We start from the raw sequence: 25,792 nt of genomic DNA, 5'->3' as shown, positions 1-25,792 counted from the left end.
ATATTATTTCAAAATATATTGACGAAGTCGTTCGCGAGACCTTAAGCTTATTTCATATAATTACGGCTAGGTTGGTCAGGAAGATCATCATACGGAAGAAATGATCGACACCAACAAAACAGGGCGGAGAATGCATATGAACGAGTACCTTGCGGGATTGACGACGGAGCAGACAAACCGGGATACCGTGACGATCGACGAAAGTTCTACGGAGCAGATTCTGCGTTTGCTCAGCCAAGAAGATGCCAAGGTTCCGACTGCGGTCGCGGAGGAGATCCCGCAAATCACGGAAGCGGTTGAACTTCTGCATCAAGCGCTCAAAAACGGAGGACGAATGTTCTACGTCGGCGCGGGAACGTCGGGAAGGCTTGGCGTGCTGGACGCCTCGGAATGCCCTCCGACATTCGGGGTCGATCCCGAATTGGTTCAAGGGTACATCGCGGGCGGGGACAATGCGCTTCGGACTGCCGTCGAAGGATTCGAAGACAATGCGGAGGCGGGGGCGGAACTGATCGAACGTTGCGGCGTGACACATCGCGACGTCGTCATCGGCATCTCGGCCAGCGGCGGCGCGGAGTTCGTCATCGCGGCACTGAAGAAAGCAGGAGAGATTGGCGCGGCGACGATTGGCGTAGTGAATAACAAGCGTACCAAGCTGGAAGCTTTCTGTGACATCTGCATCGCCCCCGTCGTCGGTCCTGAGGCGGTCATGGGGTCTACGCGGCTCAAGGCGGGCACCGCCCAGAAGCTGGTCTTGAATATGTTGACGACCGCTACGATGGTGAAACTCGGCAAGGTTTATAATAACTTGATGGTAGACTTGAAGCCCAGCAACCAGAAGCTGGAGGCTCGGTCGATCCGGATTGTGCAAATTGCCACCGGAATCAATGCTGAGGGTGCTGCTGCGGCTTTAGAGAAGGCCTCCATGAATTGCAAGCTCGCGATTATGATGATCGAAACCGGACTTTCAGTTCCGGAAGCGCAAGCGGCGCTTGATCTGAGCGAGGGCAACATCAAAGCCGCGATCCGGGTGCGACGTTCATAGGCTCATTCCGACGAAATACGTAGGTGAGGGGAGATGGATATCATGATGCTTTCGACATGGGAAGACCGGTTTACGCAAGCCGTCCTTTCATTGTGGAATGCGGAAGCGGTCCGGGAAGGTTACAAGGAGTTGACTGACCGGAGCTTCCGGCAGATTTTCCGGGCCAGCCCCTACTTCGATCCGGAAAATACGTTCGTGCTGCTCGATGGCAGCGAAGTGAAAGGGTTCGCAAGCGGCTGTTCGGGGGATGATCTGCCGATCGGGGACGTTGCGGGGTACATCACCTGCATCGTGCTGGCAGCGGAAAGCTCCACGGAAGAGAACTTCGCGGTTATGCTGGAAGCATTGGAGCAGCGTTTTCGGACGCTCGGCAAGAAGCAAGCGGAGGTGCTGTTCTTCAACCCGATGAGGCTGCCCTGGTATATCCCGGATACGCCGAAGCATGAGCACAACAATGCGCCGGGCGTGCCGGTCGACGGCGCGTTGTTTCCGATTCTGCTGGGCCGCGGCTATCATGAACGTGCCCGGCAAGTAGCCATGTATTTACCGCTTGCGGACTTCGTTGTGCCGGAGGAGTGCCAAGCGAAGGAAGTAAAGGCGCTTTCCGAAGGATACGTCGTGGGGCTGCTCGATCCGGACTCCGTTCGCGATGTGTCGGGTATGTTGGATCGATTGAATAATTCCCTGTGGTCTGAAGAAATCCCGCGATGCCTCCGGGACGAGGTGCCAGTCGTGCTTGCGGCTTGCCGGGGGCAAGCCGTTGGATTTGCCGGGCCGGTCATCCGTCAAGAGAACGGTCGAGGGTATTTTACCGGCATGGGCGTTCATCCTGAGCACGAGGGACACGGACTGGGCTCCCTGCTGTTTTACAAGCTCTGTGAAGCGTTCCAGGACATTGGGACGGAATATATGTCATTGTATACTGGTGAAACAAACCCGGCCAAGCTTATTTACGAGAAGGCCGGGTTCCGGAGCGTCAGGAAGTTTGGCGTCATGAGAAGAGTACTTGAACGATGAGCGCCGAAGCCTTCCTGATTCCGGAGGAATCGCCTGGTTCGTTGATCTGAGCTGAAAGCCATCTGCCACAAGGCTGTCCTGAAGCGTGTTCACACTGCTGCCGACAGCCTTTTATCGTGCGGGGGACAAGAGGATGTCCCCGTCATTATTCTGCGAGGAGGTCACGCGCATGGTCATGGTCCGCAACGGAATTGATAATATAGAATCCTCCGCCCATTTGCTGCGGGGCAAACGTCTGGGCTTAATCACGTCTCCGTCGGGATTGACGCAAGATTTCATTTCCTCGATCGAGATATTGCGCAATCGGTTCCATCTCGCCGCCCTATTCTCGCCGGAGCACGGGGTACGGGGCGATCGGGACGCCGGAGAACTGGTAGACACCTACGTAGATTCGGTCACCGGCGTTACGGTTTACAGTCTATACCGCAAAGATTCCAATCGCCTGACGTCCGAGATGCTCGACCAAGTGGACATGGTCTTGTACGATATCCAGGACGTGGGCTCGCGATATTATACCTTTATTTATACGATGCTGTATGCGCTGGAAGATTGCGCGAAAGCCGGCAAGCCTTTCGTTGTGTTCGATCGAGTCAACCCGCTGGATGGCGTGAAGGTGGAGGGCAACGTACAGAAGCCGGGATACCTGTCCTTCGTCGGCAACTATCCGCTTGCGGTGCGTTACGGTCTGACGGCAGGAGAAGTCGCTACGATGGCGAATGAGGAAATGGGCTGGAATGCCGATCTGCACGTCGTGCGCTGCGACGGTTGGGAGCGCGGCATGTTGTTTCCGGACACCGGACGTAAGTGGGTGCATCCATCCATGGGGATTCCGAGGTTCGAGACGGCGCTGCTGTATCCCGGCACCTGTCTGTTCGAGGGAACAAACCTGTCGGAGGGGCGTGGCACGACGTTCCCGTTCGAAATGATCGGGGCTCCCTACGTCGATCCGGAACGATTGGCGGATGCAATGAACCACCATGCGCTGTCAGGCGTTCGCTTCCGGCCGGTTTATTTTAAACCGACGGCCTCGAAGCATCAAGGCGAGCGCTGCGGAGGCGTACAGTTGTACGTGAATGACGTCCGCGCCGTGATGCCCGTCGAGACGGGCGTCACGCTGCTGGACACGATCAGGCAGATGTTCGAAGAGTTCGCGTTCTTGCCTCCGATGAAGGAAGGCGCGCGGCCGTTCATCGACCTGCTGTGCGGCGACCGGCTATATCGGGATGAGTCGCTTGAACTTCCTGCGCTGTTGGAACAATTCCGGGAAGAAAGCCAGGCGTTCGCAGAACGCAAGGGACGCTATCACCTCTATTAATTCCCGTATTCAAGTCGACTCCGACTGGACCAATTACCCTGGCTCCGCTGGGACAAGGATGTGAAGTCCATATGAAATACGCGGCAGGCTTAGACGGAGGCGGCACGAAAACCGCCGTCGTCATCATGGACAAGGAAGGTCGGACGGTTCGCCGGTTCGATTTCGGAGCTATCAATTACAACGGTCAAGACGAGGCTAGCATTCGCGGGACGTTCCGTGAAATTATTGCGGAGCTGGCGAAGGCGTGTGGCGGGCTGGAACACTGCGCGCACGTCGGCATCGGAGCTGCGGGCATCAGCAATCCGTCGGTGCCGGCCCGGATGACCGCCGCGATTCGGGACTGTGGATTTACAGGCGGCCTCACGATCGTAGGGGATCAGGAGACTGCGTTGTATGGAGCGCTGGAGCAGGATAACGGATTGATCGTCATCGCGGGTACCGGATCTATTTGCTATGGAAAAAACGAGTCGGGACTATCCCATCGAACTGGCGGTTTCGGGCATCTGATCGATGACGAAGGCAGCGGCTACAACATCGGTCGGGACCTGCTCGCTGCCGTCGTTCGGGCCTATGACGGCCGGGATCAGGCAACGGTCATTACCCGGATGGTGTTCGATCGGCTCGGCTTGGAGTCGATTGGGGAACTTGTCGGCTTCGTCTATGATCGGAATCGGAACAAGCAAGAAATTGCCGCATTGGCGCCGATCTTATCCGAGGCTTGCGAGCAAGGAGACCCGGCCGCCATGCATATCGCCGTTCGGAGCGCGCAATCGCTGGTCGGGCTTGTTGTCCCGGTCGCGGAGAAGTTGTCCTTGAGAAAAGGGACGCTGGCCATGGCCGGCAGCGTGCTTCTTCATAACCCCCGCGTTCAGGAAACGTTCCGGAGTCATCTTGCCCGGCGTTATCCGGATATGTCTTGCATGCATCCGAAACGGGACGCAGCGGCGGGCGCCGCCATGATGGCGTTAAGCATCATGAATGAAGCCATTCCGCCATTTGTATAGCTTGTCAATTAGCCGAAAGGAAATAAGGAGTTAAAATTTCAAAAAAAATAAAAGGTATTGAAATAAAATTTCATATCGAATATGATTTTAATGTAACCGCTTACGTAATGATTATCATCCATTAGTGCATTGCGTCGACACTTATATCCGGGAGTATATTCTGCCAAGTTTAAGGGGGACGGAGGGAGGATGGCGAGCGCAGACAAGTTTCAGCAGATGGGAATTGATGAAGAGCGCCTTGAAGCAGCCTGGAGATTACTGGACAGTGAAGTCGAACAAGGCAGGATTCCCGGCGGGACCGTGCTTGTACTAAGGCGAGGCATGACGGCTGCTCACGCGGCTGGATACTCGCTGATCGACGGAGAGACGCGAATTTCCGCCACTGCGGATACGGTATACGACTGTGCGTCGCTTACGAAAGTTGTCGTTACGCTGCCGCTCGTTTTGCAGCTGATCGAGCAGGGAATGCTCGCGCTTGGAGACAGGGTATCCGCTTATTTTCCGGCATTCTCCGCCAATGGAAAGGGCGAAGTGACAGTGCGTCAGCTGCTTACTCATACTTCCGGAATGGCGGCGTATCGCGATTTCTATTCACACGGACTTGCGCCTGACGAAATAATGGCTGCGATCTGTGCCGATCCGCTCGTTTGCGAACCGGGTACGAAGGTCGTGTATAGTTGTTTGGGGTATATCGTGCTCGGGCGTCTCGTTTCGCAATTGCTTGGAATGTCGCTGGATCGGGCGGCGGAAAACCTCATATTTCGGCCGCTTGGCATGACTAGCAGCTGTTTCAACCCGCCGGAGTCGTGGAAGCCGCACATTGCCGCGACGGAGTACGATCCGGCGCTCGGAACGTTCAGATGGGGGCGGGTGCATGACGAGAATGCCTATGCGCTTGGAGGTGTCAGCGGCAATGCCGGCCTGTTCTCCACCGCTGCCGATCTGGCACGCTGCGCTGCCGTTTGGCTGGATCGCGGAGGGTTCTTGATTTCCCGTGCTGCGGTAGAGGCGGCCTTGCGCAACGATACGATTCATCTGGCGGGAGCAGCCCGGGGGCTCGGCTGGGTGCTGCATGGCGACCCGAGGGATGCATCGGGCGATTTGTTATCCGCGCGCAGCTATGGGCATACCGGATTTACCGGCACGAGCCTGTGCATAGACCCGGCGCGCGACTTAGCGGTTATCCTGCTCACCAATAAGGTGCATTTCGGCCGAGGCAGGTCGATTGCCGGCTTTGCCGCACGCGTGCATAACGCGATTGCGGCATCGCTGACGGATTAGCCTGTAAGAGAAGTAACGTCATCCGGTTAGATGCGATGCTTGTCATGAAATCAATTCCTCTAAACGAAAGGGGCCGATAATGGTGACGGAACACAAAACGCATATATTGGCAATCGGCGGACATGCGGGGGATATGGACTTGACGGCGGGGGCTGTCATCGCCAAGTATACCCAAGAAGGGCATCGGGCGACTTTCCTGCATTTGACGCCGGGAGAGAAAGGGCACCCGCGGCTGACTCCGGTCGAATACGGGAAGCAGAAGATCGAGGAAGCGCGGCGGTTCGCCGAAATCGTCGGTGCGGACGTTCGTTTCATGTCTTACAAAGACGCCGAACTGCCCGTGCATGACGAAGTGAAATACCAGGTGGCGGACATCATCCGCGAGATAAAACCGGATATGATTATCACGCATTGGAAAGGCAGCATTCACAAGGACCATTCGAATACGTACGACATCGTGAATGATGCTCGCTTCTATGCCGGGCTGAAAACGATCGAGCGCGATCTCCCGGCCCACTGGGTAGGCAAATTATATTACGCGGACAACTGGGAAGATCCGTACGACTTTCATCCGGAAGTGTTCATCGATATTCCCGACGATGCTTACGAAACCTGGGTCAAAGCAATGAAAGTGTACGCTTATGCGCGCGGAGAGACTTACGGGTTCCCGTTCATCGATTATTATAAGGCATTGACGATCGTTCGAGGCGCGCCCGTCAACCTGAAGCGGGCACAGGCGTTCGCTGTACCGCGGGGCGAATTAAATCGGGTCGGGCAGTATTTGTGAATAGGTTGTAGAAATGCAGCGACTATGCGTTTTGAAAACTCGGCTCGCGCTGTTGCAATAAATGGAAAATAGCTTGATTATCGATTGTTGTTCGTATATATTCATTCTTATAACACGATACGTAATGTAACTTAACATGAATGTATCGTGACCTACAAGCGTTTATCTCCCGCACGATCCATCATCATTCTCCTAACGGTTCTCTCTCCCTCCAAGGCTTCATTCAACCAGCAATTTCTGCGCCGACAAATTCCATAACTACGGTTCATCGCTTTGTTTACGGGATCGCATCTCATTCGACTGCGAGGAGGCTGACTTATTTGCGGAAAAAGCGACGGTTTAGCAAAGATGATTCCGAATTAGCACTGCTGGCTTTGCCTACTGCATTATGGTTTCTTGCCTTCTGCTACATACCGATGTTCGGGGTCATTATTGCCTTTAAACAGTACAGGCCCATGGCGGGTCACGGATTTATCGGAAGTTTGCTGAAGAGCAAATTCGTAGGCATCGACAATTTCAAATTTCTCTTTATGACCCCGGATGCCTGGATCATGTTCCGAAATACGATTTTATACAATGTTGTTTTTATTCTATTGGGCACCGTTATCACGGTCGCGTTAGCTATCATGATGACCCAACTGCATTCCAAAAGGATGCGGAAATGGTCACAGACCGCTATGTTTCTTCCGCACTTCCTTTCCTTTGTAGTGGTAAGTTATTTTGTATTTGCTTTCCTAAGCTCCGAAAACGGCCTGGTCAGCAACATAATGGAACACTATGGTAAAGAAGAAATTCAATGGTACATGGAGCCGAAATACTGGCCTTATTTTCTGGTATTCGTCTATCTTTGGAAATCGATAGGGTATGGCATGGTCGTCTATTTAGCCAGCATATCCGGAATCGATGAATCCTTGTACGAAGCCGCTATCATCGATGGCGCCTCGAAAAGGCAACAGGTTAGATTCATCACGTTGCCGATGTTGCAGCCGATCATCATCATCTTGTTTATTCTAGCGATTGGACGTATTTTTTCCAGCGATTTCGGTTTATTCTATCAGGTTCCGCGTAACTCGGGTCCGCTGGTCGATGTCACGCAAACCATTGATGTGTACGTGTACAAAGCGCTTACGGGTCTCAACAATATCGGATTTGCTTCCGCAGCCGGCGTGTTACAGTCGGTGTGCGGCCTGATCGTTATTCTGGCAGCCAACTGGGTCGTGAAGAAAATAAACGCCGAAAATTCGCTATTTTAAGCCGAAAGAAGGGATATGAATGCAAATTAGTCGGAGAGATTTGAGCGCAATGGAGAGATTCAACCGTGTATCCATTCCGACGAACATCATCTTCACTTTAGTGTTTATCGTCCTTGCGTTGATGTGCGTCATTCCACTTCTATTTGTCGCTATTATTTCTCTCTCGTCCAGCGAGTCTATACAGAAAATAGGCTATAGCTTCTTTCCGAAGCAGTGGTCGTTTGATTCATACACCTATTTGTGGCATGAGCGCAGATCCATCGGCAGTGCAATTTTTGTCTCGATCTTTGTTACGGTGGCCGGAACAATTATAGGTCTGTTTCTCAATGCAGCCATGGGTTATGTGTTATCCCGTCCAACCTTTAAATTGAAAAAGTTTTTTACGATTTATATCTTCATTCCTATGTTATTTGGCGGCGGCCTGGTTCCGTCCTATCTGGTCAATACCCAGATGCTGCACCTTACGAACACCTATTGGGCTTTGATTTTGCCTCTTGCCGTATCTTCTTTTTACATCATCATTATCCGGACTTTCTTTCAAACGACGGTCCCTGACTCCGTTATTGAATCTGCCAAGATTGACGGTGCGAGTCAATTGAGAATTTTCTTTAACATTGTCCTGCCCATCTCTCTGCCCGTGCTGGCAACCATAGGATTATTTCTTTCTTTTGGTTATTGGAATGATTGGTTCACCGCGTTGCTGTACATACAGTCCAGCCATCAGGATTTATATCCGTTGCAATATGTACTGATCAGCATAGAGAAAAACATGGAGTTTCTGAGCCGCAGCGCCCAGTACCTGTCAGCGGGCAGCTCGACCGCCGAACTTCCAACCGAATCCATGCGTATGGCGATCGTCATGCTCGTAGTGGTTCCGATTGCCCTTTCCTATCCGTTCTTTCAGAGATATTTTATCTCTGGCTTAACGATTGGAGCAGTGAAGGGATAGGCTTCAGAAGAAGATATACCCGGAATATTCCGGCAAATATAATGAGGAGGGTATCTATGAAAAAGAAAGCATTAGCTCTGTCATTGGCATGCGGTTTGATCGCAGTAGCGGGGTGCGGCAGCAATAATAACGCTGATAATTCTGCTAATTCAGATGGCGGTTCGAAGAATGGGAAAGATCCTGTAGAGTTGATCTGGATTATGGGCGACCCAGGCAAAGTTCCTGTCGATGAGGCCAAAGTCGAAGAAGCGCTCAACAAGATCTCCGTCCCGGCTATCAATGTCAAGGTGAAGACCGTTTACTATGATGATGCCAAGACGAAACTTGCCCTATCGTCCGGCGAGAAGTGGGATATGGTGTTTACTTGCGAATGGTTCAATAACTATGCCGTTCAAGCGCTGGCAGGCTATTTTGCGGACATCACCGACAAAGTGAAGAACTTGACCCCGGCACTTTATGAGACCATGCCTCAAGTGGTATGGGATGGCGCTAAAGTAAACGACAAGATTTATGCCATTCCGGTCAAGAAGGACTATGCCGCGGAAATTTACTGGCGCTTCGATAAGGCTCTGTTCGTAGATGACTTGAAGATGACAGTCAATGATAAAATGGATTTCTTTGATATCGAACCTTTCCTCAAGGCTGCAAAGGATGCGAATACAGCCGGCGATGCAGCTGCAAAAGATGCGGAATATCCGTTGAAGCTGACTAAGGCCGGGTTTGCGGGAATAGCTAGCAGCTTTGACATGATTAATAACGATGCCATGATCGGAATTCCATATTCCGCGATCGGAACAGCCGACGAAAACAAAATCGTGGTCACGTATGAGCATCCTGATCTTACCAACCGTCTTACAGCGCTGCACAAATGGTACGAGGCCGGATACATCAACAAGGATGCAGCTACCGTTGACGATGTAGGCAAATATTCTGCCATCAAGAATGGCCAAGGCTTCTATGGAGCGGATGCGATCTGGTCCGGCGGCGACGGGTACACGCAGTTAATTTCCAAATACAGCGGCCCGTACCTCTCTACCGCTTCCATCCGCGGTTCGATGAATGCGATTAATGCGAACTCCAAGCATATCGACGAAGCGCTCAAGCTTCAAGAATTGATCAACACCAATCAAGAATATCGGGACATTCTCCGTTATGGTATACCGGGCGTACATTGGAATAAGAATGATGAAGGTCTTGCCGTTCGGACGCAAGCTGGCCGTGATAACTATGCGCCATGGGCATTCTCCCAAGGTTCTTACTCTCTGAGCACGGTAGAGGCCGCTGACGGAGTCAAAGTAGACCCCAAAATGTGGAATGTCATTTTCGATAGTTATAAGGATCTGAAAGCTACGAATTCGATCGGCTTTGCTTTCGATATTTCCAAAGTATCTGCACAGGTCGCTGCCGTCAAAGTTGTTGCAGATAAGTACACAGTCGGACTTAATACCGGAACGCTTGATCCCGCGACTACATTGCCGAAGATGATGAAGGAACTGGAAGCGGCGGGCATCAGAGCTGTTCAGAAAGAAGCCCAGACACAGTATGATGCTTACGTTGCGGGTAAAAAGTAAACAGGTCCTCATACGAATACGATAGAACCATGCATTTTGGAGCAGATTGCCGCGGCAATTTGCTCCATTTTTCGTTATGCACACGGGTTGCAGGATAGTTGAATCTCTTGAAGAATATTGTAAATCGGTATAAGCTCGTACATGAGCGGCTGATATCCCCATGTCCGCGGCCGCCGGACGATGTTTCAAATGATGCACGAGGATGAGCCGGTGCTGCTGAAGAGAAGAAGATTGGGTCTATATGGCCAGCGCAATTTATTAACGATAGGAAGGAGTGGGCATGAAATGTCCGTATGTATAATCCGGAATGTCCGTTTGTTGAGTGAAACCGAGCCGGTATGGAGCGATGTCCTCATCCGGGATGGTCAAATAACCGAAATTTGCCATGATCGCGAAGATCGTTTTGCTGCCTGCGAATCGGGAATGGAAGTCGACGGCAAAGGCCAATTGCTCATTCCGGGCATGATCGATGTCCATATTCACGGCGCAGACGGATTCGATATGATGGACGGTACGCTTCAAAGCCTGGAAGCGGTATCCCATGCCTGCGCCAGAACAGGATGCACGTCATTCTTGGCGACTTCCGTATCCTCCTCGATGGATGACCTGATGGGCATGCTGTCCAGCGTTTCCCGGTTCATCGGGAAGGAACAAGGAGCTCGAATCGCAGGCGTACACATCGAAGGCCCTTATCTGAATGCGAAGCGCAAAGGCATGCAGAACGAACGTTACTTGCGACATCCGAATGTGGATGAAATGAAGGCGATTCTTGAGAATGCGGGGCAGTTAATCCGCATGGTGACCTTGGCGCCCGAACTTCCCGGAGGCATGGAGATGGTCTCGTTCTTGAAGGAACAAGGCATCGTCGTCTCCGTGGCCCATTCCGACGCAACGTATGAGGAGGCTCGGCAAGCGTTTCAATGCGGGGCAAGCCATGTGACCCATTGCTTCAACGGCATGCGTCCGATCCATCACCGAGAGCCGGGAGTCGTTGTTGCCGCTTTTGAAGAAGACCATGTGAGCGTTCAAGCCATCGTTGACGGCGTTCATCTTCATCCCGCGATCGTACGCATGCTTTACCGCGAGAAGGGGGCCGATAAGATGGTGCTTATTACCGATGCGCTTCAAGCCATGGGGTTAGGGGATGGCAGCTATCTTTTCGGTGGTCATCGGGTTACGGTTTCGCAAGGCGTCGCTAAGCTTGAAGATGGCACGCTTGCTTCCAGTACGGTAACAATGAATGAAGCTTTGGCCAAAACCGTTCAAGCCGGGATCCCTTTGAAGGACGCTGTCCGAATGGCAACGGAGACACCGGCAACCGTGCTAGGCATGACCCGCAAAGGCAGAATCGCACCAGGAATGGATGCGGATCTTGTACTGATGGATGATTGTTTCAACGTTTTATGGACCATGGTGGATGGGGAAATCGTCTATCGCTGCGTAAGATGACATTTCACGTTGCAGCGGACAAAATAATGACTAAGACCTCTCCTTCAGCGGCAGAAGGAAAGGTCTTTATTTGCATATTCGGGCATGAGCCGGCGTAATTACCGATAACTGCAAACCCGCTGAAACGGAATAAACCGAAACGTTTCGCGTCTATATAAATATTTTACCGTACTTTTACCGTTGGTTTGGTATACTAACCTATTATTTCGCATGTAGGGGCGGTGGGCGTTAAGGTGAATATTTTGCTGGCGGAAGATGATAAGAAGCTCGGCAAGCTTGTCAAATATATGCTGGAGAAGAAAGGCGGCTATCACGTCGATTGGGTGGAGAACGGCGAGGACGCGCTCGATTATGCCCGCGGCTCGGCCTATGACGTGCTCATCCTGGACTGGATGATGCCGCTCATGGACGGCGTAGACATCTGCAAGCGGCTGCGGAGCGACAATTACGGACATGCCATCATCCTCTTGACGGCCAAGGACTCGCTGCAAGATAAAATCTTCGGTCTCGATGCAGGAGCGGACGACTATCTGACGAAGCCTTTCGAGATGGACGAGCTGCTCGCCCGGCTTCGCGTGCTGGCACGGCGGAATTTCGCCCCGAGGCAGTCGGATATCGTGACGTTCCGGCGGTTCAAGCTTAATCGAACCTCGCACCAGCTATCGCGGGACGGCGCGGAGGTTCCGCTTAGCCCAAGGGAATATCAGCTGCTCGATTTCTTCCTGCAGAATACCGGCAACGTGCTGACGAGAGAGGCGATTCTCGATCGCATCTGGGGGATCGGCAGCGATGTCTCCTATAAGAACGTGGATGTTACCGTGAAGATGCTTCGGGACAAGCTGGACGATTCCGGGGAAGAGCCCGTCATTCAGAGCATCAGGGGGGTAGGCTACCGGTTTGAAATGGACGCTTAGAAAAGGGAAGAAACGCGACCTGTTCCAATACACGCAGAGGAAGCTCACGGTTACCTATACGTGGCTCATCATTCTGTTTCTAGCGTTATTCTCGGTCATCGTATCGATTTTCTTCATCTTCATGGGGTACCGGGAGCAGAGCAATTCGCTTCGCGCGACCATGTATGCGACGCAGGACGGCCGTGTCGTCATTCCGGATTTGGAGAACAGCACCAGCGATGATTTGTACTTCTTCTACGTGCTGGATAAGAGCGGTCAAGTGCTGGCTCAAAGCAAGGCAATCCCTGAGCTTGGCGACCGCAATTTGGCGCAGATCGAGAAGTGGCGCCCGGACGGCGATTCATTCCGTTTGCGCTGGCAGCCCGAACAGGAGCAGCGCTATGGGGAGCTTATGATCCGGACCGGCGACCGTCTGCTCTTCATAGGCGCGCATCGGATCATGACGACGAACGGGGCTGCTACGATCTATGCCGCGAAGGATGTCACCTTTTACTGGGATATTCTCCGCAATCTGCTCATCGTGTTCATGATGATCCTGATTGTTTTCATCATCGCAGCCGTGAAGCTCAGCTCCTCGATGTCCAAGAAAGCGATGGTTCCGATACAGCAGTCCTTCAAGCAGCAGCAGCAATTTCTGGCGGATGCTTCCCATGAACTGAGGACGCCGCTCAGCATCATGAACACGTCCCTCGATGTGATCGAGCTGGAGAACGGGGATACCATAACGCCGTATTCGAAGGAAGTCGTAGCGGATATGAAGGAAGAGATTGGCCGGATGACCCGCATGGTACAGCATCTGCTGCTGCTTGCCCGGTCGGACGCAGGCTCGGTCGAGTTCGAGATGGGCGCGTTCGACATTGTGCCGAAGCTCCGCCAATGGGTGCTTGCCTTCGAAGGGGTTGCGCAGAAGAAGGCGATCACGCTGCGGAAGATGCTGCCGGATACGCTGACCGTGAAGGGCGATCCGGAGAAGCTGAAGCAGCTGGTTTATATCCTGCTGGATAACGCGATCAAGTATACGCCCGAAGGAGGCAAGGTTGACGTCGGCCTTGACCCTAACCCGAGGCAATGGCGAATCATTGTCCGGGACAGCGGCATCGGCATTGCCGAAGCGGATCAGCCGCGCATCTTCGACCGTTTCTACCGGGTCGAGAAGCATCGTTCGCGCGAGGAAGGCAGCGCGGGGCTCGGACTCGCGATCGCGAAGCAAATCGTGATCGCCCATCGGGGCTCGGTTGTGCTCGAGAGCATGCCGGGGAAGGGAAGTACCTTCTCGGTCGAGTTTCCGGCGTAGCGGTAGAAGCAGGCGAACGGCCCTTTCTCTCGGGAAGCCGAAGAGGAAGGGATTTTTTGTGCCCGGCGATAAGAACGGATAAGTTTCGCTTTCTTTACCGTACTTTTACCATTCAACATTATAGTTGGTACCGTAGAGACAAGAACACTGATCTGAAAGGATGATTCAAGCGTGAGACGCATTAGACCTTGGGTGAAAAAAACGCTGCTCGTAACCGTCATCGCCGTGGCTGTCGGTGCAGGCTTAAGTCTGGCGGCGGAGAGGCACGACCGTGCGGATTTCAAAGTGGTGAAGGTTAGCCAGGAGTTTCATGGCAGGCCTGCCGGCGACATGAAGGTCGAGATGAGGGGCGGCGAAGGCAAGACCGTGCCGGCTCCAGGCATAGATGCGGCCGTACCGGTTCCGCCGGTGCCGGAACAAGCGCCGTTGCTTAAAGCAGGCGGCATGCACATCGAGCGGGAGCATGAGCATGGCATTGGTCCCGGCGTAGCGGTAGGCGGAGCGATTCTGATCGCCTTGTTATTGGCGATCTGGATGAGCAAGCGAAGCAGACGGCCGAGAGCCGCGGACGGGGCCAACGCGCTTGCCGGCATCCCAAGCGCATCGGACTTCCTGGATCAATGGGAAATGCAGCAAAATCATACGAAGGAGTCGAAGTAAGATGGGTATCTTCAAACGTGTCAAAGATGTGTTTCTGGCCGAAACGAACGGGCTGATCGATAAGTGCGAGAAGCCGCTCAACATGGTCAATCAATATATGCGGGAATTCACCGTCGAGCTGGAGAAGGGGCAGCAGGCGCTGGCGCGCCAACTGTTCATTGAGAAGCGGCAAGCCGCGCTGATCGCGAATGCCGAGTCGGCGGTCGAGAAGCGGGAACGCCAAGCGAAGCTTGCGGTTGCCCAAGGCGAGGACCAGATCGCGAAGCTGGCGCTGCAGGAGAAGCTGCTGCAGGAGAAGAAGCTGGCCGTCTACCGCGAGCAGTACGCCGCGATCCAAGAACAATCGAAGGTGCTCGAGGAGCGCATCGCCCAGCTGCTGGTGCAATCGGAGGAGTACAATCACCGCCGGCTGCTGCTCGAATCCCGGGTTAACGTGGCCAGCTCCCTGAAGGAGCTGAACCAGAGCGTCGTATCGTTTCAGACGGACGGCATCGTCAGAGGGTTTGCCCGCGCGGAGGAGAAGGTGATGATGATCGAGGCGGAGCTTGAGGCCATGAATCATTTCAATGCGCCGGCCAAACGGTCCGCGCCGCAGTATCTCGATCCGACGTTAACGGCGGAAATCGAAGCGTCGCTGGCAGAATTGAAACAGCAGCCGTCAGCAGAATAATAGCGGATCGGGCAGCTTGGCGCATACGCCATAAGTCTAAGCAAGCGTTATCGATGCGCGGTAACAGAAGCGATAGAATTACAAACAAAACCGGCAGCCGTGCTGCCGGTTTTGTTATGTCTGCTTGCCGCGAGGATAAATGATTCATGGCACTTGTCCAATCCAATCGCGTGCAGTTCCATATCATATAGAAACATAGCGATAGGATTGGAGTGAGACGCGAGCATGCCGATTTATAGGCCAAGCAATATGCAAGGCGGCGCGGGATCATCGGGTATTGTTTTATTTAACGGCAATCCGCCGACCATCATCATGGAATGGGGACATTACATTACGGATAGCGTCAGTTTGCTATCTATTCAAGGCGGCGCCCTGGTCGGCAACAGCGCTGTGGAAACGATCGTTGTAACGTTCCGGATCCTGGTCGATCAATCCGTCGTCCAAGAATATTCCGTTCGATTAGCGGCGGGAACGTATACGAGCGCGTTCTTCGGGGCCGAAGTGCTGAATGCCGACGCAGGGCATCGTGTTTGTCGGATCACGGCGCAGCTCACGACGGGAGTATCGGGAGATACGGCATTCATATCCTCGAGGCAAGTTACGTCGATCTCCGGAACGGGCGTTTAATCGTCCGCTAAGGGCTTGATATACCAAGCGTCGCAAGCAAAATGCTCCGAGCCGGCAAGCGGAGCCTCGAGCGGCACGAAGCCGTGTTTGACGTAAAACCGATTCGCCGCGATCATGTTGCTCAATGTCTCGAGGTAGCACTGCTGGTAATGAAGACGCGCAAATGACAATGCGGTGTCTAACAACGTTGCCGCAATTCCCGTTCCTCTGCTGCTTGTCAGCAAGTACATCTTTTGCAGCTCGCATACTTCGGCGGAATCCGCAAAGGGAGAGATGCCGCATCCCCCGACGACCTCTCCGTCCTGTTCAACGACCCAGTACGCTTGTCCTTCGGCGGTATAGAAATCGGCAAGACGGCTTAAACTGTCGTCCTCCCAAGCCAGACCCTCCCTGTTTCCTCCAAATTCAATCAGGCATTCCCGAATAATGCGTTCGATGATCGCGTTGTCCTTGGCTTCTATGGGTCGAATGAGCAATGAAATAACCTCCTCTTCTCTAAGCTTCATCATAAACCAGATGGATGATAAATCTCAAAGCAAAGCGTGCGGCGGATGATCGAAATTCGCAAGACGAACGGGCAGGAGAACGTCATCGCATTGTCAAAGAATACTAGTATTGAAACTAATAGGAGGGTTAGTTTGAACTTCTATGTCGTACGACATTGCAAAGCACTCGGACAATCGCCCGCAGCGAAGCTTACGGACGAAGGGTACAAGCAAGCGGTGAGGCTCGCTGAATGGCTATCGGATAAGAAGATCGAACGTATTATTTCCAGCCCTTATGATCGGGCGATCCAGTCCATGATTCCTCTAGCGAGCCAATTAGCCATAACGGTAGATACGGATTTGCGCTTGGCTGAAAGAGTATTATGCGCGGAAGATCATCCCCGTTGGCGCGAAATGCTACGCAGCTCGTTTCTGGACCTTGACCTGCGTTACGAAGGCGGGGAATCGAGCAGGGCGGCTATGATGCGCGCGGCTGCGGTTGTCGATGAATTAAGAAGCAGCGGACATGCCAACGTCGTCCTCGCTACGCACGGCAACCTAATGACCTTGCTGCTAAAGGTTTACGATCGCGATCGATTCGGTTTTGAACAATGGGCCGCCTTAACGAATCCGGATGTGTTCCATCTTGAATTTCAAGAAGATTTACCGGTGATACGGCGGGAATGGCTGGATTAATTCCATCTACATAGCAGCAACAAAATATTAATCAATTCGAATAGGAGTGAGCGAACATGTTTTTCGTCAATGCCCGTGCGATCGTAGAGCGTATCCGCGAAGGGAAAACCGAGATCATCATTCAGACGCGCAACAAGCCGGGTGAACCGAAGCAACTGGAGCTGCCGGGGGGCCAAATCGAGATGTTCGAGTCGTTAACGGACGCACTGCGCCGCGAAGTGAAGGAAGAAACGGGTCTCGATGTCACTTGGATCGAAGGGGAAGATACGCGTATCGATACGCAAGGGATCAATCCGGAAGTCGTTGTCGAATGCGTGCGGCCCTTTGCCGCATACCAGACGATCAGAGGCGGAATCGATTCGGTCGGTTACTACTTCGTTTGCAGGGCGGAAGGCGAATTGCTCAAAGAAGGCGACTGTGCGCAAAATCCCCGCTGGATCGCAATTGATGAGCTGGCTGAACAACTACATCGAGATCCGCTGCAGTTTCTTAACATCGACTGCGCTGCCATCAAGTTCTACTTGAAACATCGCGCAAATGTCGTACCGGTTGTCGAACTATAATTGCAGCCTGCGGTAATGCAATGGCTTCCGCCGAGCGGCGATGGTCAATCATACAAATCATCATCAGCGTTCATACGGACCTCGCTTACAGTCGCCCCCGCGACCGTAAGCGAGGTCTATTTGCTTGCGCATAAGCAGGTCGACGTCCCGGGAAATCAACGCAAGCCTAGCAATAAACCCGTCACAATTGAGACCTTTGGCTTTTGCCGCAATTTTCAAATATCTCTATGATAGTGGAGACCATGGTTTTCATGCATTCATCAAGTTACTCATGGCCGGACCGTCGTATAAGGAGACGTCCTGCTCGCACGCGGTCGGCCTTCTGAGGAGGCGGCTGAAGTGAATACGATCTGGGCCATTCGAACAGGAATTCGGGATTTCGTCGCGCGCATCGTTGGCACTTACCAAGCGTTGATCATGAAATACCCGATCATTAAAAAGGCGTATATGATTTATTCCTGGTTGTCGCTCATCATGCTAATTGTAAGCTTGTTGTTCGTTGAAGAATCGCGTACCATGCTGGTTCAATATTTATGGTCGTTTTACGTGCTGCTGCAATTTTGGTTTCTGTGCCGAAGCAAGACGATCCCGTGGAAGCAGAGCGTTGTGTTCGTCTTGGCAGGCGTGTTTATTGTCGTTCCGTTGACGACGCTTACGGTTCATGCCTTCCACGCGCTCTTCGGAGGAAGAACATCGGATACGTGGTCCATGGCCTTCATCACGCCTATATTCGAAGAAACGTGGAAGCTTCTTCCGCTCGGGTTATTCCTGTTGTTCTCTCGCCGCGCTTCCGCTTTGAGCTTAAGCGATTATACGCTCATCGGCGCAGCGACCGGCGTCGGCTTTCAATTGATGGAGGAGCTCTCCCGAAGGTGGCTGAATTCCGGCGTTCTTGCGGACAAATATGGCTATAGCTTTACGATGTTAGGCGGAGAAACGATCCATTGGGATTTATTCTCCTTATTTCCAGGTCGTTTCGAACCAAGTCTGTTACCGACGCAAATGTCCGTCAGCCATCCCGTGCATACCGCCATGATAGCGCTTGCCTGCGGCATTGCCTTTCGTCTGCGGCCAAAACTGACGAATTGGGTTTTTCTGTTCCCGGGAGCGCTGCTGCTATGGTCGATCCTAGAGCACGCGGCGTACAACGGTCAATATAAGCTGCCCGAATGGGTGTTGCGGCTTAGTGATTGGACAGGCGATGGATATCGAACGCGGCCGATTTTTCTGACGATGCTGGCCTTATCGCTCGCAGCCGATTACTGGTCGCTGAATAAAGTGCGCCAACGCCTTCCGAAGCTGCCGAACGAGCTGTTTTTCAATCCGATATCCGAGCTATGGAACATGACGGCGGCCCTATTCCTGGACCGCGGGAAATTCGCTTATTGGCTTGGCTTCTACAGGGAACGGCGGGAGCTTGGGTTCAACTTGCTCTACGGAAACGAGGAAGCCGCCGGCATACAGGATCATGTCCGGGAACGGATGAAGCTCCTGTACCAGGTGCTTACCGGGCTTGCCGCGGTTTTGCTGGTTGTGTCCGTGTTCGCAGGCATGGATGCCTACTTCTCGGACGTCCACGCCTCGGGCGGCGATGGCCAAGCTTGTTTTGCCTGCATGTTCGATTCCTTGCAAAATTGGTGGGATCGGCTGTCATGGTACGAGCAAGGCGCGATCATCGTAGGCGCTCTTGCGTTAGCGCTGCTGTTCGTCGAGTTCTGGCCGGCGCTTGGCTTTGCGTTGACCGTGTCGGGGACCGCCGGCAGCGGACATGAGATTGCCGGTTATATCCGCGATCCCAAGAAGCTGTTGACGCCCGAAAATGCGTTCTCCGTAGCCTTAGGAGTTCTGTTAAGTCGAATTCCCTTCGGCAGAGCGCTCAAATGGCTGGGGAAGAAAGGGCGCCGCTACGCCCGGAAGCTCCTCGACAAACTGGGTTCCCGGAAGCCGGATATTGACGTGCCGGTCAAACCTCCCAAGCACGAAGGAAGCGGGCCCGGCAATCACGGGGAAGATCCCAAGAAACCGGATGACGATCCGCCGAACAAGGAGCATGCCGATGAAGAGACGAATCATGCAGCTCCAAGAACGCAGGCTGAATTAGATGAACTGGCAACGGATCCCGCAATCGGCAATCGTATAACGCCGAAGACGATCGCTGAACGCGAAGTCGGGCTTGGCCTTGAATCGAGAGGCGAAGTACAAGGGCTTGTCAGAGACCCGAGCGGAAGAGCCGAGTTTATCGATGCTTCGGGGCAAAAATGGGATGTTAAAGCGTTTCATTCCAAATACGCGCCAAAAGGTTATAATCTATCCGACGCCATGACGAATATAAGAAAGAGTATTTCTAATAACGAAAACGTCATGCTGGATACGCGAAATTTATCGCCTGAACATTTGTCGGAGTTAAAGGATGAATTAGTTCGGACGGGATTAATAAATCAGGTGAAATTATGGCCGTGATTGGAGTTGGTGACTGCGATGCTCATCGATAATAAGATTACGAATCATGCGAAATGGATACATTCGTTAGGCCGACAAGGCGAACAATTATACGTGTCGGCAATGGATTTATCGAAACAGGATTTTTCCGCCATGGATTTAAGCGAAGCCGTCCTGCTGGATTCCAATTTAGACATGGCCAACTTGATGCAAGCCAACTTGAGCAGCTCCAATCTGGGCTATTCAAGTTTGAAGTCGTCGAATTTAACCGGGACTCTTCTCGTTAAAGCAGAAGCGAATCATGCGAACTTCGGCAAAGCGACAATGGTGAATTGCGATGCATTCAGGGCGACATTCATTGCATCCGACTTCGAAGAAGCGGATTTGACGGGTGCTAATCTTGCGAGCGCTTTACTGTCGGAAGCTAATTTGGAGAACGCCATCTTAAGTCAAGGCGATTTATCGTATAGTACCATGAACGGCTGCAGAGTGCGCGGAATCCAGTTAGCCGGCGTGAAAGGAATCGAAACCTTGGCGGTGGATTGGATTGATATCGGTCCGAAGGGACGCGTTGACAAGTTAGTCGGCAAGGATGCAGTCGAGTGGCTGACCCGAAGAGCAAACGGCCAGTAATAAGATGACGTTAACCTCGATGGGCCTCGTGCCTATCGAGGTTTTTTCGTCGCTTTGGCATCCCGTGCAGATTTCGCAGGCTCATTCGCCGAGGGAGTCATATTTCCATGACAGCGCGGCATAAACAGTAGTGTACCTGGGAAAAGAGACTTGCTTATACGGGAGGATGCAAGATGGAAGAAAACAATGGATTGCCCCGCAATCCCGAAGCGTCGAGACACGCAGCTTCATATCATTCGCAGACCGTCGGCGAACGAGGTCCCGTATTGGAACAAGACAGCATGCTGCACGAGACGCTGGAGACGTTCGTACATAGCACGATCCTCGAAAGGCCGGTGCACGTCAAAGGCAACGGCGCTTTCGGCTACTTCGAAACCGTGCATTCCATGGCGGAGCATACGAAGATCTGCTTCCTGCAGCAGCCAGGGCAGCAAGTTCCCGTCACGGTGCGGTTTTCTCTGGCCGTCAGCAACAAGGGCACTCCGGATACGTCCCGCAACGTTCGCGGTTTCGCCACCAAATTTTATACGGATGAAGGCGTGTTCGACTTGATCTTCAATCACATTCCCGTCTTTCTCATCCGTGACGCGATTCGCTTCCCGGAGTCGATTCAAGCCTTCCTGCCTTCGCCGGTCAACAATCTCATGGATCCCGAACGGTTCTGGGGCTTCATCGCCAGAGCTCCCGAAGCGACGCATTTTCTGGTCTGGCTGTATTCGGACGCAGGTACCGTGAAGAGTTACCGCCACATGCCGGGTCACAGCGTGAACACGTACGTCTGGCGGAACGCGCAGGGCGTAAGAAAGTACGTCAAGTACCACTGGGTTCCCGCTGCCGGGCTGCAGTATATCGACAGCCGCGAATCGGCCAAGTTGAGCGGGGAGAATCCGGATTATGCCGGCCAAGACTTATACGATACGCTCGCCGCGGGCAAGACCGTCGACTACGGGCTTTACGTGCAGCTCATGAACCCCGAAGACGCGGCCGTCCTTCCCTATGATCCGCTCGACGATACCAAGGTTTGGGATGAACGGCAGTATCCGCTGGTGCCGGTCGGCCAGCTGGTCTTGAATGGCAATCCGGATAATTACATGGAGCAGGTGGAGAAGCTCGCCTTCTCGCCGTCCAATCTCTTGGAAGGCGCTGAACTGTCGGACGACAAAATGCTGCAAGGACGCGCGAATATCTATACGGATTCGCAGCGCCGTCGGATCGGCCCGGATTTCCGTAAAGTCCCCATCAACCAGCAAGCGGATTGGACGCCTGCTTCCCAGGTCACGAGCGGCGAAGGCCGATTCGTGGAGGGGCAGCTCGTGCGCTCCGACCTGCCGAAGCCCGATAATTTCACGCAAGCCGGCCAGTATTACCGAGCCCTCGATGCCGTGAACCAGGAACATCTGGTGCATAATCTTGCCGCCGATCTGGCGGTTGTATCTCCCGAAACGCAGAATATCGTGTTAAGCTATTTGACCCAAGCGTCGAGCGAGCTGGGAGAACGCGTCGAGCGGCAGATACAGGCGCAAGCCGGCGGTTAAGCAGGTTATACGCATACGCCGAAACCATCGGGCAGGACACCATTGACAGGAAGCAAGTCCGCCAGCGACAATGATAGAGATAGGAACAAATACCCAAATGGAAACGAGTGGGTCGCGATGAGGCATTGGCGAAAGCCGAATACGGGACAATCGCATAGCCCTTGTACGATAAGGGACCGCGTGGAAGCGAATCACTTCCGCGCGGTCCCTTTCTTATGGTAAAGCAAGAAAGGAAATTTCTCATAACAAGCTTTCTCATAACAAGCTTTCTCATAACAAGCTTTCTCATAACCAGCTTTCTCATAGCTAACGGTGTCTATATCAAGAGAGGGGGGTTAACATGACGCCGATCATCCTGGATGGACGGCAGCTCACGCCGGAAGCAGTCATGGAAGCAGCCTTTGAACATCGCGAGGTCATGCTGAGCGGCGAAGCCGGTACGCGCGTAGAACGGTGCCGCGAGCTGGTGGAGGATCTGGTGGCCGCCGGCAAAGTCGTGTACGGGGTAAACACCGGATTCGGGAAATTCAGCGACGTCCATATCTCGCCGCAAGATACCGCGAAGCTCCAAATCAATTTGATCCGCAGCCATGCCTGCGCCGTAGGCCGCGCCCTGCCGGCGGAGACCGTGCGGGCGCTTATGCTGCTTCGCGCGAACGCGCTTGCCAAAGGGTATTCCGGCATTCGTCCGGCAACGCTTCGGCTGCTGATCGACTGTCTGAATCATAACGTGCACCCGGTCGTGCCGGAGCAAGGCTCGCTCGGCGCGAGCGGCGACCTGGCGCCGTTGTCCCATCTTGCGCTCGTGCTAATGGGCGAAGGCGAGGCCTATTATTCGGGCGAACGGCTTCCGGGCGCGGAAGCGCTGTCGCGGGCGGGACTGCGGCCGATCGCCCTGCAGGCCAAGGAGGGGCTCGCGCTCATCAACGGCACCCAAATCATGACGGCGATCGGGACGTTGACCTTCATGAAAGCGCAGCGGCTCGCGCGAATCGCCGATGCGATCGCATCGCTCACCTTGGAAAGCCTGCGCGGGATTCCGGAGGCGTTCGCGGAGGAAGTACAGTTCGCGCGGCCGTATCCCGAGCAGATCGGCGTGGCGAGCAATCTTCGCGCGCTGCTGCAGGGAAGCCGCTTGACTACCCGGCAAGGGGAGATACGGGTTCAAGATGCCTATTCGCTCCGCTGCCTGCCCCAAGTGCACGGCGCTACCCGTCAGGTGCTGGCTTACGTGCGGGATAAGCTCGCGATCGAGATCAATTCCGCGACGGACAATCCGCTCTTGTTCCTCGATGCGGGGCGGGTCGTCTCGGGCGGGAATTTCCACGGGCAGCCGATCGCGTTCGCGATGGACTTCTTGAAGATCGGCATGAGCGAGCTCGCGAATATTGCCGAACGCCGCACCGAGCGTCTGGTGAATCCGGCGTTGTCCGGCGGGCTGCCGCCCTTCCTCAGTCATGCGCCTGGCCTTGCGTCCGGCTTGATGATCACGCAGTATGTCAGCGCCTCGCTCGTCTCCGAGAACAAGGTGCTGGCGCATCCCGCGAGCGTGGATTCGATTCCGTCGTCGGCCAATCAGGAGGACCATGTATCCATGGGAACGACAGCCGCAAGGCATGCGGCGCAGGTCGTCGAGAACGCGGCCAAAGTGCTGGCCATCGAGCTGATCTGCGCGGCGGAAGCAGCCGATTTCGTCGGGACGGACGGCTTGGCGCCGGCGACTCGCGCGCTCTACGATCGACTGCGCGCGCTCGTTCGGCCAGTCGTCGACGACCGTGCCTTGTCCGAAGAGATCGAGCTTACGGCAGCCGCTTTGTTGTCCGGCGAATGGCTGGACGCGGTAGAAGCCGTTGCCGGCTCGTTGTATTAATCAGTCGCAAGCCATGGGAGGTTCAAGCTATGACGACGAATCAGCCGAACGATCCAAGACGCAGCATCCGCGCTCCTCGCGGTACGGCGTTATCTTGCAAGGGATGGGGGCAAGAAGCGGCTCTCCGCATGCTGATGAATAACCTTGATCCTGACGTCGCGGAGCGCCCCGAAGAGCTGGTCGTCTACGGCGGCATCGGCAAAGCGGCGCGCAGCTGGCCCGCTTATGACGCCATCGTGCGCGAGCTGAGGCGGCTTGAGAACGACGAGACGCTGCTCGTGCAGTCCGGTAAGCCCGTCGGCGTCTTCCGGACGCATGAACGTGCGCCCCGGGTGCTGCTGTCGAATTCCGTGCTCGTGCCGAAATGGGCGACATGGGAGCATTTCCGCGAGCTGGAACGCAAAGGGCTGATGATGTACGGCCAAATGACGGCAGGCAGCTGGATCTACATCGGGACGCAGGGCATCCTGCAGGGGACGTATGAAACTTTCGCCGAAGCGGCTCGCCAGCATGCGGGCGGAACGCTGGCAGGCACGCTGACCTTGACGGCGGGCCTTGGCGGCATGGGCGGCGCGCAGCCGCTGGCGGTTACGATGAACGGGGGCGTCGTCATCGCCGTCGAAGCCGATCGCAGCCGAATCGAACGGCGCATCCGGACACGGTACTGCGACGTGCTGGCCGAAACGCTGGAGGAAGCGCTGGCCTTGGCCGATCGAGCGCTTGCCGAACGGCGGGCGCTCGCGATCGGACTCGCCGGGAACGCGGCGGACGTATATCCGGCGTTCGTCCGGCGCGGGATCAAGCCGGACTTCGTGACGGACCAGACCTCCGCGCACGACCCGCTCGTCGGTTATATCCCGGCAAGCTTCTCCCTCGACGAAGCGGCAGCCTTGCGGGCGGCCGATCCCGCTCGCTATGTCCGGCTGGCCAAGGCAAGCATGGCGATCCACGTTCAAGCGATGCTCGACCTGCGGCGAGCGGGTTCCGTCGTGTTCGATTACGGGAACAACATTCGTCAAGCGGCATTCGACGAAGGAATAACGGACGCCTTCGATATCCCCGGCTTCGTGCCGGCCTATATCCGACCGTTGTTCTGCGAAGGCAAAGGTCCGTTCCGATGGGCCGCGCTCTCCGGGGATCCGGAAGACATCCGCAAGACGGATGAACTCGTGCTCCGCCTGTTCCCGGATAACGAGCGTCTGTGCCGCTGGATCGAGATGGCTCGCGACCGCGTGGCGTTCCAGGGACTTCCGGCGCGCATCTGCTGGCTCGGCTTCGGCGAACGGAAGAAGTTCGGCCTTGCGCTGAACGACATGGTTCGCGCGGGCGAGCTGAAAGCGCCGATCGTCATCGGCCGCGACCACCTGGACTGCGGCTCGGTGGCATCGCCGAACCGGGAGACGGAGGCGATGAAGGACGGCTCGGACGCGGTTGGCGATTGGGCGATTCTGAACGCGCTCATCAACGCGTCGGCCGGCGCTTCCTGGGTGTCCCTGCATCACGGAGGCGGCGTCGGCATGGGGTACTCCTTGCACGCCGGCATGGTCGTCGTGGCGGACGGCACCGACGAAGCGGCGGAACGGCTGCGCTGCGTGCTGACGACCGACCCGGGCATGGGCGTGATCCGTCATGTGGACGCGGGTTACGACGAAGCGGTCGAGACGGCGGAGAAACACGGCATTCGCATTCCGATGCGCGAATAAGCTTGTTAGGCCGATTCTCCATTTCGCAATAG

At 54.5% G+C, this 25,792-nt stretch carries 23 protein-coding genes; 22 read left to right on the top strand and 1 reads right to left on the bottom strand.

What is annotated here, in order from left to right:
- Nucleotides 1-136 precede the first annotated feature (136 nt).
- The 15 genes from murQ (at nt 137) to GZH47_RS01870 (ending at nt 15,836) form a co-directional block, all read left to right on the top strand.
- On the top strand, nt 137-1,045 hold the full coding sequence (gene murQ, locus GZH47_RS01940) for an N-acetylmuramic acid 6-phosphate etherase (RefSeq protein ID WP_162638289.1): 909 nt from the start codon (nt 137-139) through the stop codon (nt 1,043-1,045).
- A gap of 42 nt (nt 1,046-1,087) precedes the next feature.
- On the top strand, nt 1,088-2,062 hold the full coding sequence (locus GZH47_RS01935; protein ID WP_318653406.1) for a GNAT family N-acetyltransferase: 975 nt from the start codon (nt 1,088-1,090) through the stop codon (nt 2,060-2,062).
- Between the two features lie 175 nt (nt 2,063-2,237).
- On the top strand, nt 2,238-3,377 hold the full coding sequence (locus GZH47_RS01930) for an exo-beta-N-acetylmuramidase NamZ family protein (RefSeq protein ID WP_162645022.1): 1,140 nt from the start codon (nt 2,238-2,240) through the stop codon (nt 3,375-3,377).
- Between the two features lie 71 nt (nt 3,378-3,448).
- Nucleotides 3,449-4,381: an N-acetylglucosamine kinase gene (locus GZH47_RS01925; RefSeq protein WP_162638288.1), complete on the top strand. Its 933-nt coding sequence runs from the start codon at nt 3,449-3,451 to the stop codon at nt 4,379-4,381.
- A 189-nt stretch (nt 4,382-4,570) separates the two neighbouring features.
- Entirely contained in the window at nt 4,571-5,662 is a 1,092-nt protein-coding gene (locus tag GZH47_RS01920; protein ID WP_225446324.1) for a serine hydrolase domain-containing protein, read from the top strand.
- Between the two features lie 79 nt (nt 5,663-5,741).
- Nucleotides 5,742-6,449: a PIG-L deacetylase family protein gene (locus GZH47_RS01915; protein WP_162638287.1), complete on the top strand. Its 708-nt coding sequence runs from the start codon at nt 5,742-5,744 to the stop codon at nt 6,447-6,449.
- Between the two features lie 320 nt (nt 6,450-6,769).
- Nucleotides 6,770-7,702, top strand: coding sequence for an ABC transporter permease (locus tag GZH47_RS01910; RefSeq protein WP_225446323.1), 933 nt, complete (start codon nt 6,770-6,772; stop codon nt 7,700-7,702).
- A 49-nt stretch (nt 7,703-7,751) separates the two neighbouring features.
- Complete coding sequence (locus GZH47_RS01905) at nt 7,752-8,651, top strand: carbohydrate ABC transporter permease (protein WP_225446322.1); 900 nt, start codon at nt 7,752-7,754, stop codon at nt 8,649-8,651.
- 56 nt (nt 8,652-8,707) lie between these two features.
- On the top strand, nt 8,708-10,222 hold the full coding sequence (locus GZH47_RS01900) for an ABC transporter substrate-binding protein (RefSeq protein ID WP_162638284.1): 1,515 nt from the start codon (nt 8,708-8,710) through the stop codon (nt 10,220-10,222).
- A 285-nt stretch (nt 10,223-10,507) separates the two neighbouring features.
- Nucleotides 10,508-11,671: an N-acetylglucosamine-6-phosphate deacetylase gene (gene nagA, locus GZH47_RS01895; protein ID WP_162638283.1), complete on the top strand. Its 1,164-nt coding sequence runs from the start codon at nt 10,508-10,510 to the stop codon at nt 11,669-11,671.
- Nucleotides 11,672-11,904: 233 nt separating this feature from the next.
- Nucleotides 11,905-12,585 (top strand): response regulator transcription factor, encoded by a 681-nt coding sequence (locus GZH47_RS01890; protein ID WP_162638282.1) that lies wholly within the window; start codon nt 11,905-11,907, stop codon nt 12,583-12,585.
- Nucleotides 12,569-13,879 (top strand): sensor histidine kinase, encoded by a 1,311-nt coding sequence (locus GZH47_RS01885; protein ID WP_162638281.1) that lies wholly within the window; start codon nt 12,569-12,571, stop codon nt 13,877-13,879. Before GZH47_RS01890 ends, GZH47_RS01885 begins: the two co-directional genes overlap by 17 nt.
- A gap of 171 nt (nt 13,880-14,050) precedes the next feature.
- Nucleotides 14,051-14,539, top strand: coding sequence for a hypothetical protein (locus GZH47_RS01880; RefSeq protein ID WP_162638280.1), 489 nt, complete (start codon nt 14,051-14,053; stop codon nt 14,537-14,539).
- Nucleotide 14,540: 1 nt separating this feature from the next.
- Nucleotides 14,541-15,209, top strand: coding sequence for a PspA/IM30 family protein (locus tag GZH47_RS01875; protein ID WP_162638279.1), 669 nt, complete (start codon nt 14,541-14,543; stop codon nt 15,207-15,209).
- 225 nt (nt 15,210-15,434) lie between these two features.
- Nucleotides 15,435-15,836 (top strand): hypothetical protein, encoded by a 402-nt coding sequence (locus GZH47_RS01870; RefSeq protein WP_162638278.1) that lies wholly within the window; start codon nt 15,435-15,437, stop codon nt 15,834-15,836.
- Here GZH47_RS01870 and GZH47_RS01865 read toward each other — a convergent pair.
- Nucleotides 15,833-16,312, bottom strand: coding sequence for a GNAT family N-acetyltransferase (locus tag GZH47_RS01865; protein WP_162638277.1), 480 nt, complete (start codon nt 16,310-16,312; stop codon nt 15,833-15,835). The two genes, GZH47_RS01870 and GZH47_RS01865, sit on opposite strands and share 4 nt — an antisense overlap.
- Nucleotides 16,313-16,387: 75 nt before the next feature.
- Here GZH47_RS01865 and GZH47_RS01860 point away from each other — a divergent pair, with 75 nt between their 5' ends.
- From GZH47_RS01860 to hutU, 7 genes are all read left to right on the top strand, one after another.
- Nucleotides 16,388-17,017 carry a histidine phosphatase family protein gene (locus tag GZH47_RS01860; protein WP_162638276.1) on the top strand — a complete coding sequence of 210 codons (630 nt, stop codon included), beginning with the start codon at nt 16,388-16,390 and terminating at the stop codon, nt 17,015-17,017.
- A 56-nt stretch (nt 17,018-17,073) separates the two neighbouring features.
- Nucleotides 17,074-17,580 (top strand): NUDIX hydrolase, encoded by a 507-nt coding sequence (locus GZH47_RS01855; RefSeq protein WP_162638275.1) that lies wholly within the window; start codon nt 17,074-17,076, stop codon nt 17,578-17,580.
- 339 nt (nt 17,581-17,919) lie between these two features.
- On the top strand, nt 17,920-20,040 hold the full coding sequence (locus GZH47_RS01850; protein ID WP_162638274.1) for a PrsW family glutamic-type intramembrane protease: 2,121 nt from the start codon (nt 17,920-17,922) through the stop codon (nt 20,038-20,040).
- An 18-nt stretch (nt 20,041-20,058) separates the two neighbouring features.
- Nucleotides 20,059-20,652: a pentapeptide repeat-containing protein gene (locus GZH47_RS01845; RefSeq protein ID WP_318653405.1), complete on the top strand. Its 594-nt coding sequence runs from the start codon at nt 20,059-20,061 to the stop codon at nt 20,650-20,652.
- 173 nt (nt 20,653-20,825) lie between these two features.
- Nucleotides 20,826-22,187: a catalase gene (locus tag GZH47_RS01840; protein WP_162638272.1), complete on the top strand. Its 1,362-nt coding sequence runs from the start codon at nt 20,826-20,828 to the stop codon at nt 22,185-22,187.
- A 340-nt stretch (nt 22,188-22,527) separates the two neighbouring features.
- Complete coding sequence (gene hutH, locus GZH47_RS01835) at nt 22,528-24,057, top strand: histidine ammonia-lyase (RefSeq protein ID WP_162638271.1); 1,530 nt, start codon at nt 22,528-22,530, stop codon at nt 24,055-24,057.
- A 29-nt stretch (nt 24,058-24,086) separates the two neighbouring features.
- Complete coding sequence (gene hutU / locus GZH47_RS01830) at nt 24,087-25,760, top strand: urocanate hydratase (RefSeq protein ID WP_162638270.1); 1,674 nt, start codon at nt 24,087-24,089, stop codon at nt 25,758-25,760.
- Nucleotides 25,761-25,792: the final 32 nt, after the last annotated feature.

The organism is Paenibacillus rhizovicinus, from assembly GCF_010365285.1.
GTDB classification, from domain to species: Bacteria; Bacillota; Bacilli; order Paenibacillales; family Paenibacillaceae; genus Paenibacillus_Z; species Paenibacillus_Z rhizovicinus.
This window is presented reverse-complemented; position numbering and strand designations above follow the sequence as displayed.